The sequence below is a fragment of the Janthinobacterium sp. OK676 genome, assembly GCF_900103595.1.
Taxonomy (GTDB): Bacteria; Pseudomonadota; Gammaproteobacteria; order Burkholderiales; family Burkholderiaceae_D; genus Janthinobacterium.
In genome coordinates this window covers 669,508-684,472 of sequence record NZ_FNHA01000002.1, presented here as the reverse complement: position 1 = coordinate 684,472, position 14,965 = coordinate 669,508, and the positions used below count along the sequence as shown (strand labels likewise).

The 14,965-nt window shown below is 61.7% G+C and carries 16 protein-coding genes; 11 read left to right on the top strand and 5 right to left on the bottom strand.

The window, feature by feature from the left end:
- Window positions 1-5 precede the first annotated feature (5 nt).
- Complete coding sequence (locus BLU39_RS06680) at window positions 6-725, top strand: nitroreductase (protein ID WP_092711191.1); 720 nt, start codon at window positions 6-8, stop codon at window positions 723-725.
- Between the two features lie 176 nt (window positions 726-901).
- Complete coding sequence (gene pbpG, locus BLU39_RS06675) at window positions 902-1,975, top strand: D-alanyl-D-alanine endopeptidase (RefSeq protein WP_092711189.1); 1,074 nt, start codon at window positions 902-904, stop codon at window positions 1,973-1,975.
- Window positions 1,976-2,029: 54 nt separating this feature from the next.
- Here the strand turns inward: pbpG and BLU39_RS06670 are convergent, their stop codons facing one another.
- A complete protein-coding gene (locus tag BLU39_RS06670) occupies window positions 2,030-2,809 on the bottom strand; it encodes an IclR family transcriptional regulator (RefSeq protein WP_046685991.1) in 780 nt (259 codons plus the stop codon).
- A 147-nt stretch (window positions 2,810-2,956) separates the two neighbouring features.
- Here BLU39_RS06670 and BLU39_RS06665 point away from each other — a divergent pair, with 147 nt between their 5' ends.
- The 8 genes from BLU39_RS06665 to BLU39_RS06630 all read left to right on the top strand — a co-directional run bounded on the left by BLU39_RS06665 (window position 2,957) and on the right by BLU39_RS06630 (window position 9,808).
- Window positions 2,957-3,340 (top strand): diacylglycerol kinase, encoded by a 384-nt coding sequence (locus tag BLU39_RS06665; RefSeq protein WP_092711187.1) that lies wholly within the window; start codon window positions 2,957-2,959, stop codon window positions 3,338-3,340.
- A 130-nt stretch (window positions 3,341-3,470) separates the two neighbouring features.
- A complete protein-coding gene (locus BLU39_RS06660) occupies window positions 3,471-4,475 on the top strand; it encodes a sulfate ABC transporter substrate-binding protein (RefSeq protein ID WP_092711185.1) in 1,005 nt (334 codons plus the stop codon).
- Window positions 4,476-4,519: 44 nt separating this feature from the next.
- Window positions 4,520-5,086, top strand: a complete 567-nt coding sequence (locus tag BLU39_RS06655) for an RBBP9/YdeN family alpha/beta hydrolase (protein WP_092711183.1) — start codon at window positions 4,520-4,522, stop codon at window positions 5,084-5,086.
- A gap of 41 nt (window positions 5,087-5,127) precedes the next feature.
- A complete protein-coding gene (locus BLU39_RS06650; RefSeq protein WP_034747512.1) occupies window positions 5,128-5,766 on the top strand; it encodes a peroxiredoxin in 639 nt (212 codons plus the stop codon).
- 236 nt (window positions 5,767-6,002) lie between these two features.
- Window positions 6,003-6,866 carry a sulfate ABC transporter permease subunit CysT gene (gene cysT / locus BLU39_RS06645; protein WP_092711181.1) on the top strand — a complete coding sequence of 288 codons (864 nt, stop codon included), beginning with the start codon at window positions 6,003-6,005 and terminating at the stop codon, window positions 6,864-6,866.
- Window positions 6,863-7,789, top strand: coding sequence for a sulfate ABC transporter permease subunit CysW (cysW, locus tag BLU39_RS06640; RefSeq protein ID WP_070301500.1), 927 nt, complete (start codon window positions 6,863-6,865; stop codon window positions 7,787-7,789). The genes cysT and cysW overlap by 4 nt, the downstream gene beginning before the upstream one ends.
- A gap of 1 nt (window position 7,790) precedes the next feature.
- Complete coding sequence (locus BLU39_RS06635) at window positions 7,791-8,861, top strand: sulfate/molybdate ABC transporter ATP-binding protein (RefSeq protein WP_072455473.1); 1,071 nt, start codon at window positions 7,791-7,793, stop codon at window positions 8,859-8,861.
- A 14-nt stretch (window positions 8,862-8,875) separates the two neighbouring features.
- Window positions 8,876-9,808, top strand: coding sequence for a CysB family HTH-type transcriptional regulator (locus tag BLU39_RS06630; protein ID WP_092711179.1), 933 nt, complete (start codon window positions 8,876-8,878; stop codon window positions 9,806-9,808).
- Here BLU39_RS06630 and BLU39_RS06625 read toward each other — a convergent pair.
- The 3 genes from BLU39_RS06625 to BLU39_RS06615 form a co-directional block, all read right to left on the bottom strand.
- Complete coding sequence (locus BLU39_RS06625) at window positions 9,805-10,164, bottom strand: MmcQ/YjbR family DNA-binding protein (RefSeq protein ID WP_092711176.1); 360 nt, start codon at window positions 10,162-10,164, stop codon at window positions 9,805-9,807. The genes BLU39_RS06630 and BLU39_RS06625 overlap by 4 nt on opposite strands.
- Window positions 10,161-10,772, bottom strand: a complete 612-nt coding sequence (locus tag BLU39_RS06620; RefSeq protein ID WP_092711174.1) for an immunity protein Imm33 domain-containing protein — start codon at window positions 10,770-10,772, stop codon at window positions 10,161-10,163. The genes BLU39_RS06625 and BLU39_RS06620 overlap by 4 nt, the downstream gene beginning before the upstream one ends.
- A 75-nt stretch (window positions 10,773-10,847) precedes the next feature.
- Window positions 10,848-11,426, bottom strand: a complete 579-nt coding sequence (locus BLU39_RS06615; protein WP_175539223.1) for a hemerythrin domain-containing protein — start codon at window positions 11,424-11,426, stop codon at window positions 10,848-10,850.
- A 397-nt stretch (window positions 11,427-11,823) separates the two neighbouring features.
- Between BLU39_RS06615 and BLU39_RS06610 the strand changes: the two genes are divergently transcribed.
- Complete coding sequence (locus BLU39_RS06610) at window positions 11,824-12,375, top strand: PEP-CTERM sorting domain-containing protein (protein ID WP_232731183.1); 552 nt, start codon at window positions 11,824-11,826, stop codon at window positions 12,373-12,375.
- 90 nt (window positions 12,376-12,465) lie between these two features.
- On the opposite strand, the gene BLU39_RS06605 is transcribed toward BLU39_RS06610, so the two are convergent.
- Entirely contained in the window at window positions 12,466-14,889 is a 2,424-nt protein-coding gene (locus BLU39_RS06605) for a TonB-dependent receptor plug domain-containing protein (protein WP_092711170.1), read from the bottom strand.
- Window positions 14,890-14,965 lie beyond the last annotated feature (76 nt).

Here is a 14,965-nt window from a genome sequence, read left to right as displayed (position 1 = left end):
GGGCAGTGAACAAGCAAGCATCTGAAACCCGGGCGGCGCAGCAAGCCGTCGACGCCGTCATTCTGTCGCGCCGTTCTATCCGCGCCTTTTTGCCCACGCCGGTGGCGCAGGACGATATCGCGCGCATCCTGGAGGTGGCGGCGCGCGCGCCCTCGGGTGCCAACATGCAGCCGTGGAAAGTGTATGTGCTGTCGGGCGAGGCGCGCGCGCGCCTGTCGCGCCGCATCCTGGAAGCGTATGCGGCGCCGAAAGTGCCCGATGCGCCCGCCCGCACGGCGTCGTACACCTATTACCCGCGCCAGTGGACGGCGCCGTTCATCGAGCGCCGGCGCAAGATCGGCCTGGACCTGTACCAGCTGCTGGGCCTGGAGCGGGGCGATACGGCCGGCATGGCGGCCCAGCATGGGCGCAATTTCCAGTTTTTCGATGCGCCCGTCGGCCTGATCTTTACCATCGAGCGGGTGCTGGAGCAGGGTTCCTGGCTCGACTATGGCATGTTCTTGCAAAACATCATGCTGGCGGCGCGCGCGCGTGGGCTCGACACGTGCCCGCAGGCAGCCTTCATCCATTACCATGACATCATCCGCGACGAGCTGGACGTGCCGGCCAGCGAAATGGTGGTGTGCGGCATGGCCCTCGGCTATGCCGATCCGGACAAGATCGAAAACCGCCTGAGCACGGAACGCGAGCCGCTGGCCGGCTTTGTTAAATTCATGGACAAATAGACATGCCAGCGATGAGCACAAGCAAACAGCCGATTAAGGATGAGCTTGTTTGCTGATCGCCAACGATTTGTCTTTCAGTACTGCAATAAATACTGTCCTAACTGTTAAATGGGCTTGCGATTACTCTGCATTTCGCTACACTGCAATTAGGCAACAGCTTCACGGGGAATTATCGAATGGCTAAGTTTAAACTTGCGCTGGGTGTCCTGGCTTCCCTGCTGTTTGCACTGGCGCCGGCTGCGGCCGTGCACGCCAAGGAAGCGAACGGCAAATCCTCAGCCTCCAAGAAACACAACACCAAGAAAGTCAAAGTCGTGCTGCGCAAGGGCGCGACGGCCGCACCGCGCGAAAAGACCGTGCGCCGGGTCGTCATGGTGCGCGGCAAACGCAAGGTCATCTATCAAAAGGTCAGCAGCGTGGCCGTTCCCATGGCCGCGCCGATGCCCACCATGGGCGACCTGGCCGGCCTGAACCTCACGCGCGATCCGCTCGACCTCAAATCGAGCGTGGCGCTGGTGCTGGACCAGAACAATTCGGAAGTGCTGTTTGAAAAGAATTCAAATGTTGCCCTGCCCATCGCCTCCATCACCAAGATGATGACGGGCCTGGTGGTGGTCGAAGCGCACCAGGACATGGATGAATTGCTGACGATCACGGACGAGGACGTCGACCGGGCCAAGTTCAGCAGCTCGCGCCTGAAAGTGGGCTCGCAATTGACGCGCGCGAATATGCTGCACATCGCCCTGATGAGCTCGGAAAACCGCGCCGCCTCGGCGTTGGGTCGCAATTATCCGGGCGGCTTGCCGGCCTTTGTCGACGCCATGAACAGCAAGGCGCGCCAGCTGGGCATGATGGATACGCATTATGTCGATTCCAGCGGCTTGTCGAAGATGAACGTGGCCAGCGCGCGCGACCTGGGCAAGCTGGCCATGGCCGCCTTCCGCCATCCGTTGCTGCGCGAGTACTCGACGGACCCGAAAGCCATCGTCGAAGCCAGCGGCCAGCCCATGCAGTTCGGCAATACGAATCACCTGGTGGCCAACCCGGGCTGGGAGATCGGCCTGCAAAAGACGGGCTTCATCAATGAGGCTGGACGTTGCTTGATGATGCAGGCCGTCATCGAAGGACGGGCCGTGATCATGGTTTTCCTTGATTCCAAGGGTAAACAGTCGCGTACGGCCGATGCGGGACGCATGCGCAAGTGGCTGGAAGCATTGAAACCTGCCAACATGAGCTTGCCCGGCGGCTAAAAATGTCCATGGCGGCGTTGACCGGGGTCTGACCCGTCGGGTCAGACCCCAGCTTTAGTCCTGAGGAATAAACCCCAAAGTCACTGAAATCTGGTTCGCCGTTTCCACCAGGTCCACCAGCCACTCATCCTGCAGACGGTCGGCCGGGGCCGAGATCGACAGGCCGGCGATCAGCTTGCCGGAATCGTCGCGGATGCCGGCGGCCATGCAGCGCACGCCCAGTTCCAGCTCTTCATTGTCGCGCGCATAGCCGCGTTCGCGCACCAGGCTCAGTTCGCGCTCGAGCTTTTGCAGATCCGTGATGGAATTCTTGTTGTGCCCAGCCAGTCCCGTGCGCGTGGCGTAGGCGCGGATGGCTTTCGGCTCGTCGACGGAGAGGAACAATTTGCCCGTCGAGGTCAGGTGCAATGGCCCGCGGCCGCCGATGGCGCGCACGACTTGCATGCCCGAGCGTTCGGAAAAGGCGCGGTCGATATAGACGATCTCGTCGCCCTGGCGCACGGACAGGTTGATGGTTTGCTGGGTTTTCTTGTGCAGCTGGCGCATGAAGTCCAGCGCCGCTTCGCGCACGCTGAGGCGGCTTTTCACCACATTGCCCAGTTCCAGCAGGCGCATGCCCAGCCGGTACGTGCCCGGTTCGATGCGGTCGACAAAGCGCGTCAGCACCATGTCGTTGAGGATGCGGTGCGCCGTCGAGGGGTGCAGACCGGAAACTTTTGACAATTCCTTCAGGCTGACCGGGTCGGAATATTTGGCCAGGGCGTCGAGCAGGGCGACCATGCGCTCGATCACCTGGATCGTCGTCTTCGGGGCAGCGACCGGTTCAATTTTCATGATGGATTTGGTGCAATGCAGTATTCATCCTTCTTTATACCATGATGTGAAAAAATAGTGAAATGTTCCGAGATGGATAGCGAAAAAATTGTCACAATCCCTATGCCGGCCATCATAATGTGACCACGTGTGTAACTTTGGAAAACCATGCAACCTGTGAATGAATTCAAGAGCAAAAGCGGCTTGAAACGGATTTTCTCCGCCTTTTTCTACTCGCTCGACGGTTTGAAGGCAGCCTGGCGTCATGAACACGCGTTCCGCCAGGAGCTGGGCCTGTTCCTCGTCGGCACGGTGATCGCCTTGCTGCTGCGCATTTCCGCGTTTGAAAAGCTGGTGCTGATCGGCGTGCTGCTGCTGGTGCTGATCGTCGAACTGATCAATTCGGCAATCGAAGCCGTGGTCGACCGTATTTCGCTCGAACGCCATCCGCTGTCGAAAAACGCCAAGGACTTCGGTAGCGCGGCCGTGCTGCTGACCTGCATCCTGGCCTTCGCCACCTGGTCCGTCATCCTGTTCAACCGTTTTTATTAAGCACTAAATCCCCGCTGCGCGCCGTCCATATGCGGAAAACGCATATCAAACGGCGAAACGCTTCGTTCTCTTTGCGGCCATGGCGCCGTAATCTGGTGGCTCTGCAAGTTCAACCACACGGGGATCTTAGATGCTGTCGAAAAAAATCATCATTGCCGCCGCCATCAGCGCGTTTGCCATTCTGCAAACGGCGCAGGCTGCCGATATCACCCTGCTCAACGTGTCGTATGACCCGACGCGCGAGCTGTACCAGGATGTGAATACGGCATTTGCCAAGGAGTGGAAAGGCAAGACGGGCGACAACGTCAAGATCAAGCAATCGCACGGCGGTTCCGGCAAGCAGGCGCGCGCCGTCATCGACGGCCTGGAAGCGGACGTCGTCACCTTGGCCCTGGCCTATGACATCGATGCGCTGGCCGAGCACAAGCTGCTGGCCGCCGACTGGCAAAAGCGCTTGACGCACAACAGCTCGCCTTACACCTCGACCATCGTGTTCCTGGTGCGCAAGGGCAACCCGAAAGGCATCAAGGATTGGAACGACCTGATCAAGCCTGGTGTCTCCGTCATCACGCCGAACCCGAAAACCTCGGGCGGCGCCCGCTGGAACCACTTGGCCGCGTGGGGCTACGCGCTGCGCCAGCCGGGCGGCAACGAAGCGAAGGCCAAGGATTTCCTCGGCAAACTGTATAAAAACGTGCCCGTGCTCGATTCCGGCGCGCGCGGCGCCACCACCACCTTCGTCGAACGCGGCATCGGCGACGTGCTGATCGCCTGGGAAAACGAGGCTTACCTGGCCGTCAAGGAACTGGGCCCGACCAAGTTCGACATCATCACGCCATCCGTCAGCATCCTGGCCGAGCCGCCCGTGGCCGTCGTCGACAAGTTTGCCGACAAGCACGGCACGCGCAAGGTGGCCGAGGCTTACCTGAACTACCTGTACACGGACGAAGCGCAAGACATCATCGCGAAGAATTACTACCGTCCGGCAACGGACAAGGCGGCGAAGAAATACGCGTCGCAGTTCGCCAAGGTCAACCTGTTCACTATCGAGCAAGTGGCGGGCGGCTGGACGGCCGCGCAAAAGGCGCACTTTGCCGACGGCGGCATCTTCGACCAGATCTACCAGCCTAAATAATATCGGATGGCACGATTGCCATACCGTTACTAAAAGGACACATCATGGCGCTGCGCAGCTTTTCCGATTACCGGGTACTCATCGTGCCGGGCTTGCATAACAGCGGTCCCGAGCACTGGCAGAGCCGCTGGCAGTGCCTGTATCCGCAATTCGAGCGGGTCGAGCAGGACGACTGGAACGCGCCCGACCTGGCCACCTGGTCGTCGCGCCTGGACCAGGTGCGGCGGCAGGATGCGCGCCCGACCCTGATCGTCGCCCACAGCTTCGGCTGCCTGACGACGGCGCACAGCCTGGCCCGCGACCCGCAGGGCGTGGCCGGCGTGCTGCTGGTGGGGCCGGCCGACCCGGACAAGTTTGGCGTGGCGAAGGCATTGCCGCAAAAGCGGCTGCCTTGCCCCGGCATCCTGATCGCCAGCCAGACCGATCCGTGGATGACGGCCGAACATGCGGCGCAGTGGGCACGGCGCTGGAATTGCAAGTATATTGATGGCGGTGCGCTGGGCCATATCAACGCCGAGTCGCGCCTTGGCGACTGGGTCTACGGCCAGGCGCAATTACAAACGCTGTTTGATCTGGCGCAAAGCGACAAGCGCCACCGTCAGGCAGCCTGATTCGACAATTCGATTGCCACATAACCTCACAGGAGATCACGATGACTTTACGCCTGGGCGATGTCGCCCCTGATTTTGAACAAGACAGCTCGATCGGCCCGCTCAAGTTCCACGAGTGGGCGGGCAATTCCTGGGTGGTGCTGTTTTCCCACCCGGCCGACTTTACCCCCGTGTGCACGACGGAACTGGGCCTGACGGCCAAGCTCAAGCCGGAATTCGACAAGCGCAACGTGAAGGCCATCGCCTTGTCCGTGGACGCGGCCGAGTCGCACAAGAGCTGGATCAAGGATATCGAAGAGACGCAAAACACGGTGGTGGGCTTCCCCATCATCGCCGACGTCGACAAGAAAGTGTCGGTGCTGTACGACATGATTCACCCGGAACAGTCCGTCACGGCCACCGTGCGCTCCGTCTTCATCATCGACCCGAACAAGAAAGTGCGGCTGATCCTCACGTATCCGCTGAGCACGGGCCGCAACTTCAACGAAATCCTGCGCGTCATCGACGCCCTGCAGTTGACGGATGGCTATACGGTTGCCACGCCCGGCAACTGGAAGGATGGCGACGACGTCATCATTCCATTGACCGTGCAAGACCCGGACGTGATCAAGCAGAAGTATCCGAAGGGATTTACGGCCGCCAAGCCGTATTTACGCCTCACGCCGCAGCCGAACAAGTAAGAACGGGGTCAGACCCCAGCCGTCAAGGTGTTGGGTTAAGTGTGTGCCCACCCCAACCCCACCCCAAAAGCCGGGGTCGGACCCGCAGGGTCCGACCCCTTTTTTTTCGCCCATAGATTCCGCCAGCAAGTATGCAAAATCCATCTAAGCAAATGAGAAATGGTTAGTTCTTTTTATAACGCTTGCATGTGATTATTGCGCCCTATAACTCAAAAATGTAATAAGAAGGGGTTTCTATGTCTGCAGCATCAGCAACACCGTTCAAGGCGCGGGGAGCGCCGTTTCGGGTCATGCCGGGGTTTAAGCTGTCACTGGGCTTCACGCTCTTTTACCTGGCTCTGATCGTCCTCATTCCGCTGTCGTCGGTGTTCCTGAAGACCTTCACCATGACGTGGGACGCCTTCTTCAGCGCCGTCACGTCCGATCGCGTGATGGCGTCCTACCGCCTGACGTTCGGCGCCTCGCTGATCGCCGCGCTGCTGAACGTGGTGTTTGGCGGCATCCTGGCCTGGGTGCTGGTGCGCTATAAATTTCCCGGCAAGCGCATCATCGACGCCCTCGTCGATTTGCCGTTCGCCCTGCCGACGGCCGTGGCCGGCATCACCCTGACGGCCCTGTATTCGTCGAACGGCTGGTTCGGCCAGTTCATCGAAGGCGTGCTGGGCATCAAGGTGGCGTTCACGCCGCTGGGCGTGGTGGTGGCGCTGACCTTCATCGGCTTGCCCTTCGTCGTGCGCACCGTGCAACCGGTGCTGGAAGACGCGGAAAAGGAACTGGAAGAAGCAGCCGCCAGCCTGGGCGCCTCGTCGCTGCAAACGTTTATCCGCGTGATCTTCCCCACGATTTTGCCCTCCCTGCTGACGGGCTTTGCGCTGGCCTTTGCCCGTGCCACGGGCGAGTACGGTTCCGTGATCTTTATCGCCGGCAATATGCCCATGGTGTCGGAAATCACGCCGCTGTTCATTATTACCAAGCTGGAGCAATACGATTACGCAGGTGCCACGGCCATCGCCGTGGTGATGCTGGTGGTCTCCTTTTTGCTGTTGTTGACGATTAACCTGCTGCAAGCATGGACGCGCGGAAAGGCGAAGAAATCATGAGTACGAATACGACTGCCGCCGCTGGCGTGGACAAGGCGCTGCCGACGGCGCGCCGCTTCGAGCCGAACGTCGGCCCCGTCGTGCTGGAACCCTTGTGGGTGCGCACGGTCCTGATCACCATCGCCCTGCTGTTCCTGACGGCCTTCCTCATCGTGCCCCTGGTGGCCGTGTTTGCGGAAGCGTTCAAGAAGGGCTGGGAAGCGTACATCGCCGCCATCATCGATCCGGACGCCATTTCCGCCATCAAGCTGACCCTGATCACGGCCGCCATCGCCGTGCCGCTGAACCTGGTATTCGGCGTGGCCGCTTCCTGGTGCATCGCCAAGTTCGAGTTCCGCGGCAAGAGCATCCTGCTGACCCTGATCGACTTGCCGTTTTCCGTTTCCCCGGTGATTTCCGGCCTGATCTATGTGCTGATGTTTGGCGCCCAGGGGTGGTTCGGCCCGTGGCTGCAGGCGCACGACATCAAGATCCTGTTCGCCGTGCCCGGCATCGTGCTGGCCACCATCTTCATCACCTTCCCGTTTGTGGCGCGCGAACTGATCCCGCTGATGCAGTCGCAGGGCAGCGAAGAGGAAGAGGCCGCCATCGTGCTGGGCGCGTCGGGCTGGAACACTTTTCGCCGGGTCACCTTGCCGAACATCAAGTGGGGTCTGCTGTATGGCGTGATCCTGTGTAATGCCCGCGCCATGGGCGAGTTCGGCGCCGTGTCCGTCGTGTCCGGCCATATCCGCGGCGAAACCAACACCATGCCGCTGCAAGTCGAAATTTTGTACAACGAGTACAACTTCGCCGCCGCATTTGCCGTCGCCTCCCTGCTGGCCTTGCTGGCCTTGGTGACCCTGGCCCTGAAAGCTTTCATTGAGTGGCGTTTGAACGAGAGCGACGCCGACGATTCCGCCTTACGTTCTACGGAGCACTGACATGACCATCGCAGTTAACAACATCCACAAGCGCTTCGGCGATTTCGTCGCCCTCGACAATATCTCGCTGGACTTTCCCGCCGGCGAACTGACGGCCCTGCTGGGCCCGTCCGGCTGCGGCAAGACCACCTTGCTGCGCATCATTGCCGGCCTCGAACATCCGGACAGCGGCCAGGTGCTGCTGGACGCGGAAGATGCATCGAACCGCCACGTGCGCGAACGGCAAGTCGGTTTCGTGTTCCAGCACTATGCGCTGTTCAAGCACATGACCGTGTTTGAAAACGTGGCCTTCGGCTTGCGCGTGAAGTCGCGCAGCGAGCGTCCTTCGGAAGACCAGATCCGCCGCAAAGTGAAAGATTTGCTGGAACTGGTGCAGCTGGACTGGCTGGCCGACCGCTATCCGCCGCAACTGTCGGGCGGGCAACGCCAGCGTATCGCCCTGGCGCGCGCCCTGGCCGTCGAGCCGCGCGTGCTGCTGCTCGACGAACCATTCGGTGCGCTTGACGCCAAGGTGCGCAAGGAATTGCGCCGCTGGCTGCGCCGCCTGCATGACGACTTGCACGTGACCAGCATTTTCGTCACGCATGACCAGGAAGAAGCGCTGGAAGTGGCCGACCAGGTCGTGCTGATGAACAAGGGCACGGTCGAGCAACTCGGTTCCCCTGAGCAAGTCTACAACCACCCGGCGTCGCCCTTCGTGTATGGCTTCCTGGGCAACGTCAACCTGTTCCACGGCCGCGTGCATGACGGCGTGATGGCGACGGGCGACGCCAGCTTCGAAGTGCCCGATTATGCGGGCGTGAGCGACAGTAAGGGCACGGCCTATGTGCGTCCGCACGACCTGGAAATCGACCGCTACACGCAGGGCGCTGAAGGCATCGTCGTGAAATTGAGCCGCGCGCATGCGATCGGTCCGCTGGCCCAGCTGGACTTGCAGCGCGTCGACAACAGCGAGCTGATCGAAGCGGTGATGTCGAACGAGCGTTTTACGCATTTGCAACTGAAGGAAGGCGAGACCCTGGTCGTGCGCCCGAAACGTCTGCACGTGTTCGTTGAACCGACAAGAACCTGAGAGGCTGGAACACCATGAATTTTCAACAACTGCGCTCCATCCGCGAAGCGGCCCGCCGCGGCTATAACCTGACGGAAGTGGCCAATGCCCTGTTCACGTCGCAGCCGGGCGTGAGCCGGCAAATCCGCGAACTCGAGGACGAGCTGGGCGTCGTGATTTTCGAGCGCAACGGCAAGCGACTGACGGGCTTGACGGAGCCGGGCAAGGGCATTTTGAAGATCGTCGACCGCCTCCTGATCGAGGCGGAAAACCTGCAGCAGGCCAGCCTCGAATACAGCGGCCAGACCAGCGGGACGCTATCCGTGGCGGCCACGCACACGCAGGCGCGCTATGCGCTGCCGAAAGTGGTGCAAAGCTTCCGCGCCGCCTTCCCCGACGTGCGCATCGCGCTGCAGCAAAGCGCGCCCGAGCACATCGCGGAATGGGTGCTGTCGGGCAAGACCGACATCGGCATCGCCACGGAAGGCTTGAGCCAGTTCCCCGACCTCGTGTCGTTCCCGTGCTACCGCTGGAGCCATCTGATCGTCGTGCCGGACGGCCACCCGCTGCTCGATCACTCGCCCATCCGCCTGGAAGACCTGGCCAAGTATCCCTTGATCACCTACGACAAAGGTTTCACGGGGCGCGGCCATATCGACGACGCGTTTGCCAAGGCGGGCGTGGCGACCGACATCATTTTGACGGCCATGGATTCCGACGTCATCAAGCAGTACGTGGCGCTGGGCCTGGGCGTGGGCATCGTCGCTTCGATGGCTTTCGACCATGGCCGCGACAAGGGGCTAAGGGCCGTGGAAGCGTCGCATCTGTTCGCCACCAACACGACGCGCCTGGCCGTACGCCGCGGCGCCTACCTGCGCGCCTACGCCTACGAGTTCATCCTGCAACTGGCGCCGGACCTGACGCGCGCAGACATCGACCGCGCCATGGCGGGAGAGGAAGCGCTCTAGGCCGCTGCGAGCTCGGCCCTTTGCGCGCGCGTCAGGCTGGCCACGGCGCGCGCGTAGCTATCGCGCACCAGTTCCGTCAGATAATCGGCGGGGAAGCGCGCCACGTCGACGATGGTCACCCAGTGGAAGCGGCCCATGTAGCGGGCCGGTTTGACGCCCGGCATGTCCGTCAGTTCGACGAAGCGTTTGGCGCTGACGCGCAGGCTGAAGCGCCACTGCTCGGGCGCGCTGGTCTTGAAATAGGCAAACTTCTTGCCGCCCACTTCAAACACGAGGATGTTCGACGGCGCTCCGTACAGCACGGCTTGCGCGCCGGGCCGGGCCGCGCAAAAATCCTTCAGTTCATCTGTCGTCATTCGTCCACCGCCATGAATTGTTGCGTGCTGTGGTGGAAGGCATAGGCCGATCCGGCAGGCGCATCCAGTAGCGCAATAAAACGGTCGTCCACGCTGAGCACGGCGCCCAGCGACACGAGGGCCACGTTGGCGCTGTCGTTCATGTAGTCGTCGCTTTCGTCGTTGGCCGTGAAGCGCCAGCCGCTGTCGCTGTCGTTGTCCGGTTCCTCGCGGTACAGATAGCCGACGGGCGCACCGTCTTCCAGCACTTTTTTCGTCACGAAGCACAGGCCCGCGTAGCGGTTGACGAGGTTGTCGTCATCGTCGTGCTGCGTATTGATGATGTGGCGCGCATCGAAGGCGATGGGGTCTTGGGCATGCAAATCGGGGATGTAGCCGGGCATGTTGTCGAGCTTGCCGGTGAAGTGCCCATTTGGCTCGACCGTATCGACCAGCACCCACATGCGCTCGGCGCCCGGCGCCTGCGGATCGTCGCTGTGGAAGGCGAAGATCAGCTTGACTACCTCGCCCGGTCGCACCTGGGCAATGGCCTCGGGCGGCGATTTATAGAAAGTATAGGGGTGGCGCGCCGCCAGTTCGGCGGCGTCGGCCAGGTGCCAGCTGGGCATGGTGGTCCGTCATCGGAGTCGAAGAACTCCCATGGTAGCCGATTGCCCGCCGGCCTGGCTACTCGCCTGGCCAGTTCAGGCCGTCTTGCGGGAAAACAGCCGGGCCGCCAGCAGCACGCCGGCCGCCCCCATGACCCAGGCGGCGGTGCTGCCGGAAAAACCGATCAGTGTATTGGCGGCGATCTTGCCCGCTTGCGGCTTGACGAGGGCCATGCGCCGCTTGCTCATCTGCGCGCCCAGCTCGCTCAAGCGCCTTGCTGTCAGCTGCGCTTCCGGTTCCGGCAGCAGCACGGTTTCCTCATCGGCCACATGGTGCAGCACGTCGCGCATCAGTTCCAGCAGCAAGGCGTCATGGCGCGTGGCGGCGGCATCCGTCGCGCGCAATTGCGCGATCAGGCGGCGCATTTCCTGGTGCTCGGGCACGCTTTTCTGGCGTACGGCCGCATCGCCGTCGAGCAGGCGCATCTGCGGATAGAAAATTTCTTCTTCCAGGTTCGCATGGATTTCCAGCGCGCTGCAGATGGTGTCGGCCAGGGCTTTTTTGACGGCGGGCTTTTTGCTGGTGGTGTACTGATGGAAGGCCAGCAGCACGTGGCTATGGTCGAAGCGGATCATGTCGGTGATGGAGGGACTCAATTTGCTTAAAGTCAGCATGGCGTGCTCCGTGATGGATGTCGGCAGGAGCATGCATGATAGGGCGCGGCGACGGGCCGTCCGGCAGGAAGGATGGCGTTTGTCTGCGCTGGCGCAAGACGGCGTGCGATAACGCAGGCCGGGCTTGCCTGAACGGCGCCTGCGCCAGTGTGAATTAACAACACTTCAGTCCAGCCCGCCAATGTCACGGCCGGGCTTGCACGAAGCATGACGCCGCGCAAAGCGGGCTGATGCAATCAATGCATGAGAGCGATTGAAATTTTCAATGACTGAAGATGTTTCTTTTATTGCATTTTGATTTCCTGAATGATATCTTTTGTCCAATCGCAAAGAAGTGTAATAAAAATATAAACAACATTGTAATTTTTGAAATTTATTAACAGGGGAAACTATGAACATGACTAAACGTGCTGTACTGGGTCTCTGCCTCGCTGTCTCGGCTTGCCTCGCACCATTGGCCCAAGCGGCGAGCTGGGTGGAAATCACCGATCCTGCCATGAGCGGCTTTGCGGTGGGCGGCAAGACCGTCACCTACGGCAGCGTGGCTGCGGACTCGGTTTGGGTCTATGACGGCGCCAACCCGTCCGGCCCGCAAAGTGCGGCCGCCATCCAGAGCCTGGTCAGCAGCAAGTTTGGTCTGCCATCGAGCGGCACCGGCTCGCTGGTCTTTGCCGCCCAGGGCGACCTGGCCAGCAGCAAGTCCGGTTCCTTCACCGTCAACTCCAGCTTCGACTACCTGGCCGTGCATTATGGCCGTGGCGAACTGTTGTTCCACTGGGATACGCCGCTGGCCGCCAATACGGTTTTCAGCATTGCCAACTTGCCGCGTGGCCTGAGCAATTTCCGCGCGTTCAACTCGGTCTCGGCCGTGCCTGAGCCAGCGACCTACGGCATGCTGATGCTGGGCCTGGGCCTGGTCGGTTTTGCCGCGCGCCGCCGCCGCGCCTGAGCCTGAGCCTGATGCGCCTGCGGGCGCAAGACATGAAAAAGCCCGGAAACGCGCAATGCGTTCCGGGCTTTTTGCATGGCAGAGCGTTATTTACCAGCTATAGCCAGCCTTGGCGTAGTAATAGCGGCCGTTGAAACCGTTCGGCGCGAAGATGCTGTAGGGCTGGGTGCCGTTGACGTTCAGGTTGCCGGCGCTCGTCACTTGCGCCGGGTAGCGGTTGGTGACGTTGTCGATGCCGGCCACGAGGCGCCAGTTTTTGCCCAGTTTCACGGAACCGGACACGTCCAGCACCCATTGCGGGTCATACGTCTGGTCCAGCTTGACGTCGTTTTGCGGCACGGTGAAGCTGCCGTAGCGCGTGACGACGCCGTGCGCATTCCAGATGCCGAAGCCGTAGTCGGCGGCCAGGCTGAACTTGTCCTTCGGCGAGGCCACCGTGATGCGGTCGATGCTCTGGCGGTCGATCAGTTTCAGGTTGTTGGCCGTCAGGATGGCGGGATTGTCGGCGATTTTCTGAACCTTGCTCTTGTTGTGGTTGTACGCCACGGTGAGGTCCAGGCGGTTCTTGTCCTGCAGGTCGATGCGGTAGGTGCTGACGATGTCCACGCCTTCCGTGCGCGTATCGACGGCGTTGGTGAAATAACGTCCCGAGCCCACAGGCGTGCCTTGCGCGGCCAGGACGCTTTTCAACGCATTGTTGAGCACCAGATTGGCCGAGAACAGGATGCGGTTGTCGATGTCGATGCGGTAGGCGTCGATGCTGGTGGTGAAGTTGCGGCTGGGCTGGAACTGCAGGCCCAGGCTGTAGTTGCGGGCTTTTTCCGGTTTCAGATCCTGTGCGCCCAGAGCGCGCGCCTGCGGCGTGTTGACGGCGAAGGTGCCCGTCTCGATCGGCGTGTTGACGCCGTTGACGACCTGGAAGTTGGTGGTGGTGATGGTGTAGTACTGCTGCGCCAGCGATGGCGCGCGGAAGCCGCTCGACACGGTGCCGCGCAGCGACAGGGCGTCCGTGAACGCATAGCGGGCCGAACCCTTGGCCGAGGTGGTGCTGCCGAAATCGCTGTAGCGCTCATGGCGCAGGGCCACGCCGCCGGACAGGTTTTTCGTCGCTTCCGCTTCCAGGTTCACATAGATCGACTCGTTGTGGCGCGAGTGGCTGCCCGCATTGGCGGGACGGAAGCCGGCAAAGCCTTGCGAACCGCCGCCCGTGTACGACGCTGCGTCGCCGGCGCCGATGCTGTACTTTTCATGGCGCGCTTCGGCGCCCACGGCCACCGTCAGCGGACCCGTAAAGTAAGACACGGGAAACTCGCGCGCCGCATCGAGGTTGAAGACGGTCTGTTCGTTTTTCAGCGAGCCGGCATAGAAATGCGTGGGGCTGGCTGCGCCCAGCGACTGGTTGACCGTGTTGTCCAGGTCCAGTTCGAACTTGTTGCTGCCGTAATTGAGGCTGGCATCCCAGCGCCAGCCGGCCGCTTCGCCGCGCAAGCCCGTGACGATGGACTGGTCTGTCAGGGTACTGTTTTGCAGCGGCAGAAAGCCTTCCGGAAACAGCGGCGTGCGCTGGACGAACTGCTTCGAATTATTCGGGTCCGCGATCAGCGCCGTGCGCCAGGTGGCGGCGGCCGACGTGTCGCGCTTGCCATAGTTGCCGAAGGCGTACCAGTCGATGTTGTCATTGATGCGGTATTCGCTGTTGAGGAAAATCGTCGCCGGCTTGCTTTCCGGATCGCCATAGCGCTGGTTGACCTTGCCGTAGCGCGGCTCCAGCGGATTGCGGAAGTCGGCGCCGGCGCGGTTGGTCGGATCGCGTTCCGCCACTTCCGCCGAGACGCGCACCCAGCCGTCGTCACCGAGCGCGAAGCCGGCCGAGCCCTTGATGGATTTCTGCTTGCCGTCGCGTTCCTGCGTCTGGCCATAGCCCACTTCGACGTCGCCGCCGGCCGCGCCTTTTTTCAGGATGATGTTGATCACGCCGGCAATCGCGTCGGAACCGTACTGGGCCGCCGCGCCATCGCGCAGCACTTCCACGTGGTCGATGGCGGCCAGCGGGATGGCGTTCAGGTCGACGGGCGCCGAGCCGCGGCCCAGCGAACCGTTGACGTTGACGACGGCCGACGTGTAGCGGCGCTTGCCGTTCACCAGCACCAGGGTCTGGTCTGGCGACAGGCCGCGCAGCTGGGCCGGACGCACGGCGTCGCTGGCGTCGGCGCCCGTGGCGCGGGCAAAGTTCAGCGATGGCAGCAGGCGCGCCAGCACGGTGGCCAGTTCGCCCGAACCCGTGCTTTGCAGGTCGCGCGACGTGAGGATGTCGATCGGCGACTCGGAATCGATGGTGCGGCGGTTCTTGGCGAAGGTGCCGGTGACCACGACCGACTGCAATTCGCCTTCGGCCGGCAGTTCTTGCTGCGCTTGCGCCTGCATCGGCAGGCTGAAGCAGGCGACCAGGCTGGCGGCGATAACGGTTTTCACGGGGAGGGCGGGAAGCTGGGAGCGGGCGGTGCTTGAACTCATCGACGATATCTCTTCGGTTGGTGGTTGCGCGGACCATGGCGGTCCGGTGATGCAATCAGATTAACAGTGGGCACGC

Bases quoted from the DNA above. Each gene is read 5' to 3' on its own strand.
- pbpG (WP_092711189.1), top strand. From the start codon at position 902: ATGGCTAAGTTTAAACTTGCGCTGGGTGTCCTGGCTTCCCTGCTGTTT.
- BLU39_RS06670 (WP_046685991.1), bottom strand. From the start codon at position 2,809: ATGAAAATTGAACCGGTCGCTGCCCCGAAGACGACGATCCAGGTGATC.
- BLU39_RS06665 (WP_092711187.1), top strand. From the start codon at position 2,957: ATGCAACCTGTGAATGAATTCAAGAGCAAAAGCGGCTTGAAACGGATT.
- BLU39_RS06660 (WP_092711185.1), top strand. From the start codon at position 3,471: ATGCTGTCGAAAAAAATCATCATTGCCGCCGCCATCAGCGCGTTTGCC.
- BLU39_RS06655 (WP_092711183.1), top strand. From the start codon at position 4,520: ATGGCGCTGCGCAGCTTTTCCGATTACCGGGTACTCATCGTGCCGGGC.
- BLU39_RS06650 (WP_034747512.1), top strand. From the start codon at position 5,128: ATGACTTTACGCCTGGGCGATGTCGCCCCTGATTTTGAACAAGACAGC.
- cysT (WP_092711181.1), top strand. From the start codon at position 6,003: ATGTCTGCAGCATCAGCAACACCGTTCAAGGCGCGGGGAGCGCCGTTT.
- cysW (WP_070301500.1), top strand. From the start codon at position 6,863: ATGAGTACGAATACGACTGCCGCCGCTGGCGTGGACAAGGCGCTGCCG.
- BLU39_RS06635 (WP_072455473.1), top strand. From the start codon at position 7,791: ATGACCATCGCAGTTAACAACATCCACAAGCGCTTCGGCGATTTCGTC.
- BLU39_RS06630 (WP_092711179.1), top strand. From the start codon at position 8,876: ATGAATTTTCAACAACTGCGCTCCATCCGCGAAGCGGCCCGCCGCGGC.
- BLU39_RS06625 (WP_092711176.1), bottom strand. From the start codon at position 10,164: ATGACGACAGATGAACTGAAGGATTTTTGCGCGGCCCGGCCCGGCGCG.
- BLU39_RS06620 (WP_092711174.1), bottom strand. From the start codon at position 10,772: ATGCCCAGCTGGCACCTGGCCGACGCCGCCGAACTGGCGGCGCGCCAC.
- BLU39_RS06615 (WP_175539223.1), bottom strand. From the start codon at position 11,426: ATGCTGACTTTAAGCAAATTGAGTCCCTCCATCACCGACATGATCCGC.
- BLU39_RS06610 (WP_232731183.1), top strand. From the start codon at position 11,824: ATGACTAAACGTGCTGTACTGGGTCTCTGCCTCGCTGTCTCGGCTTGC.
- BLU39_RS06605 (WP_092711170.1), bottom strand. From the start codon at position 14,889: ATGAGTTCAAGCACCGCCCGCTCCCAGCTTCCCGCCCTCCCCGTGAAA.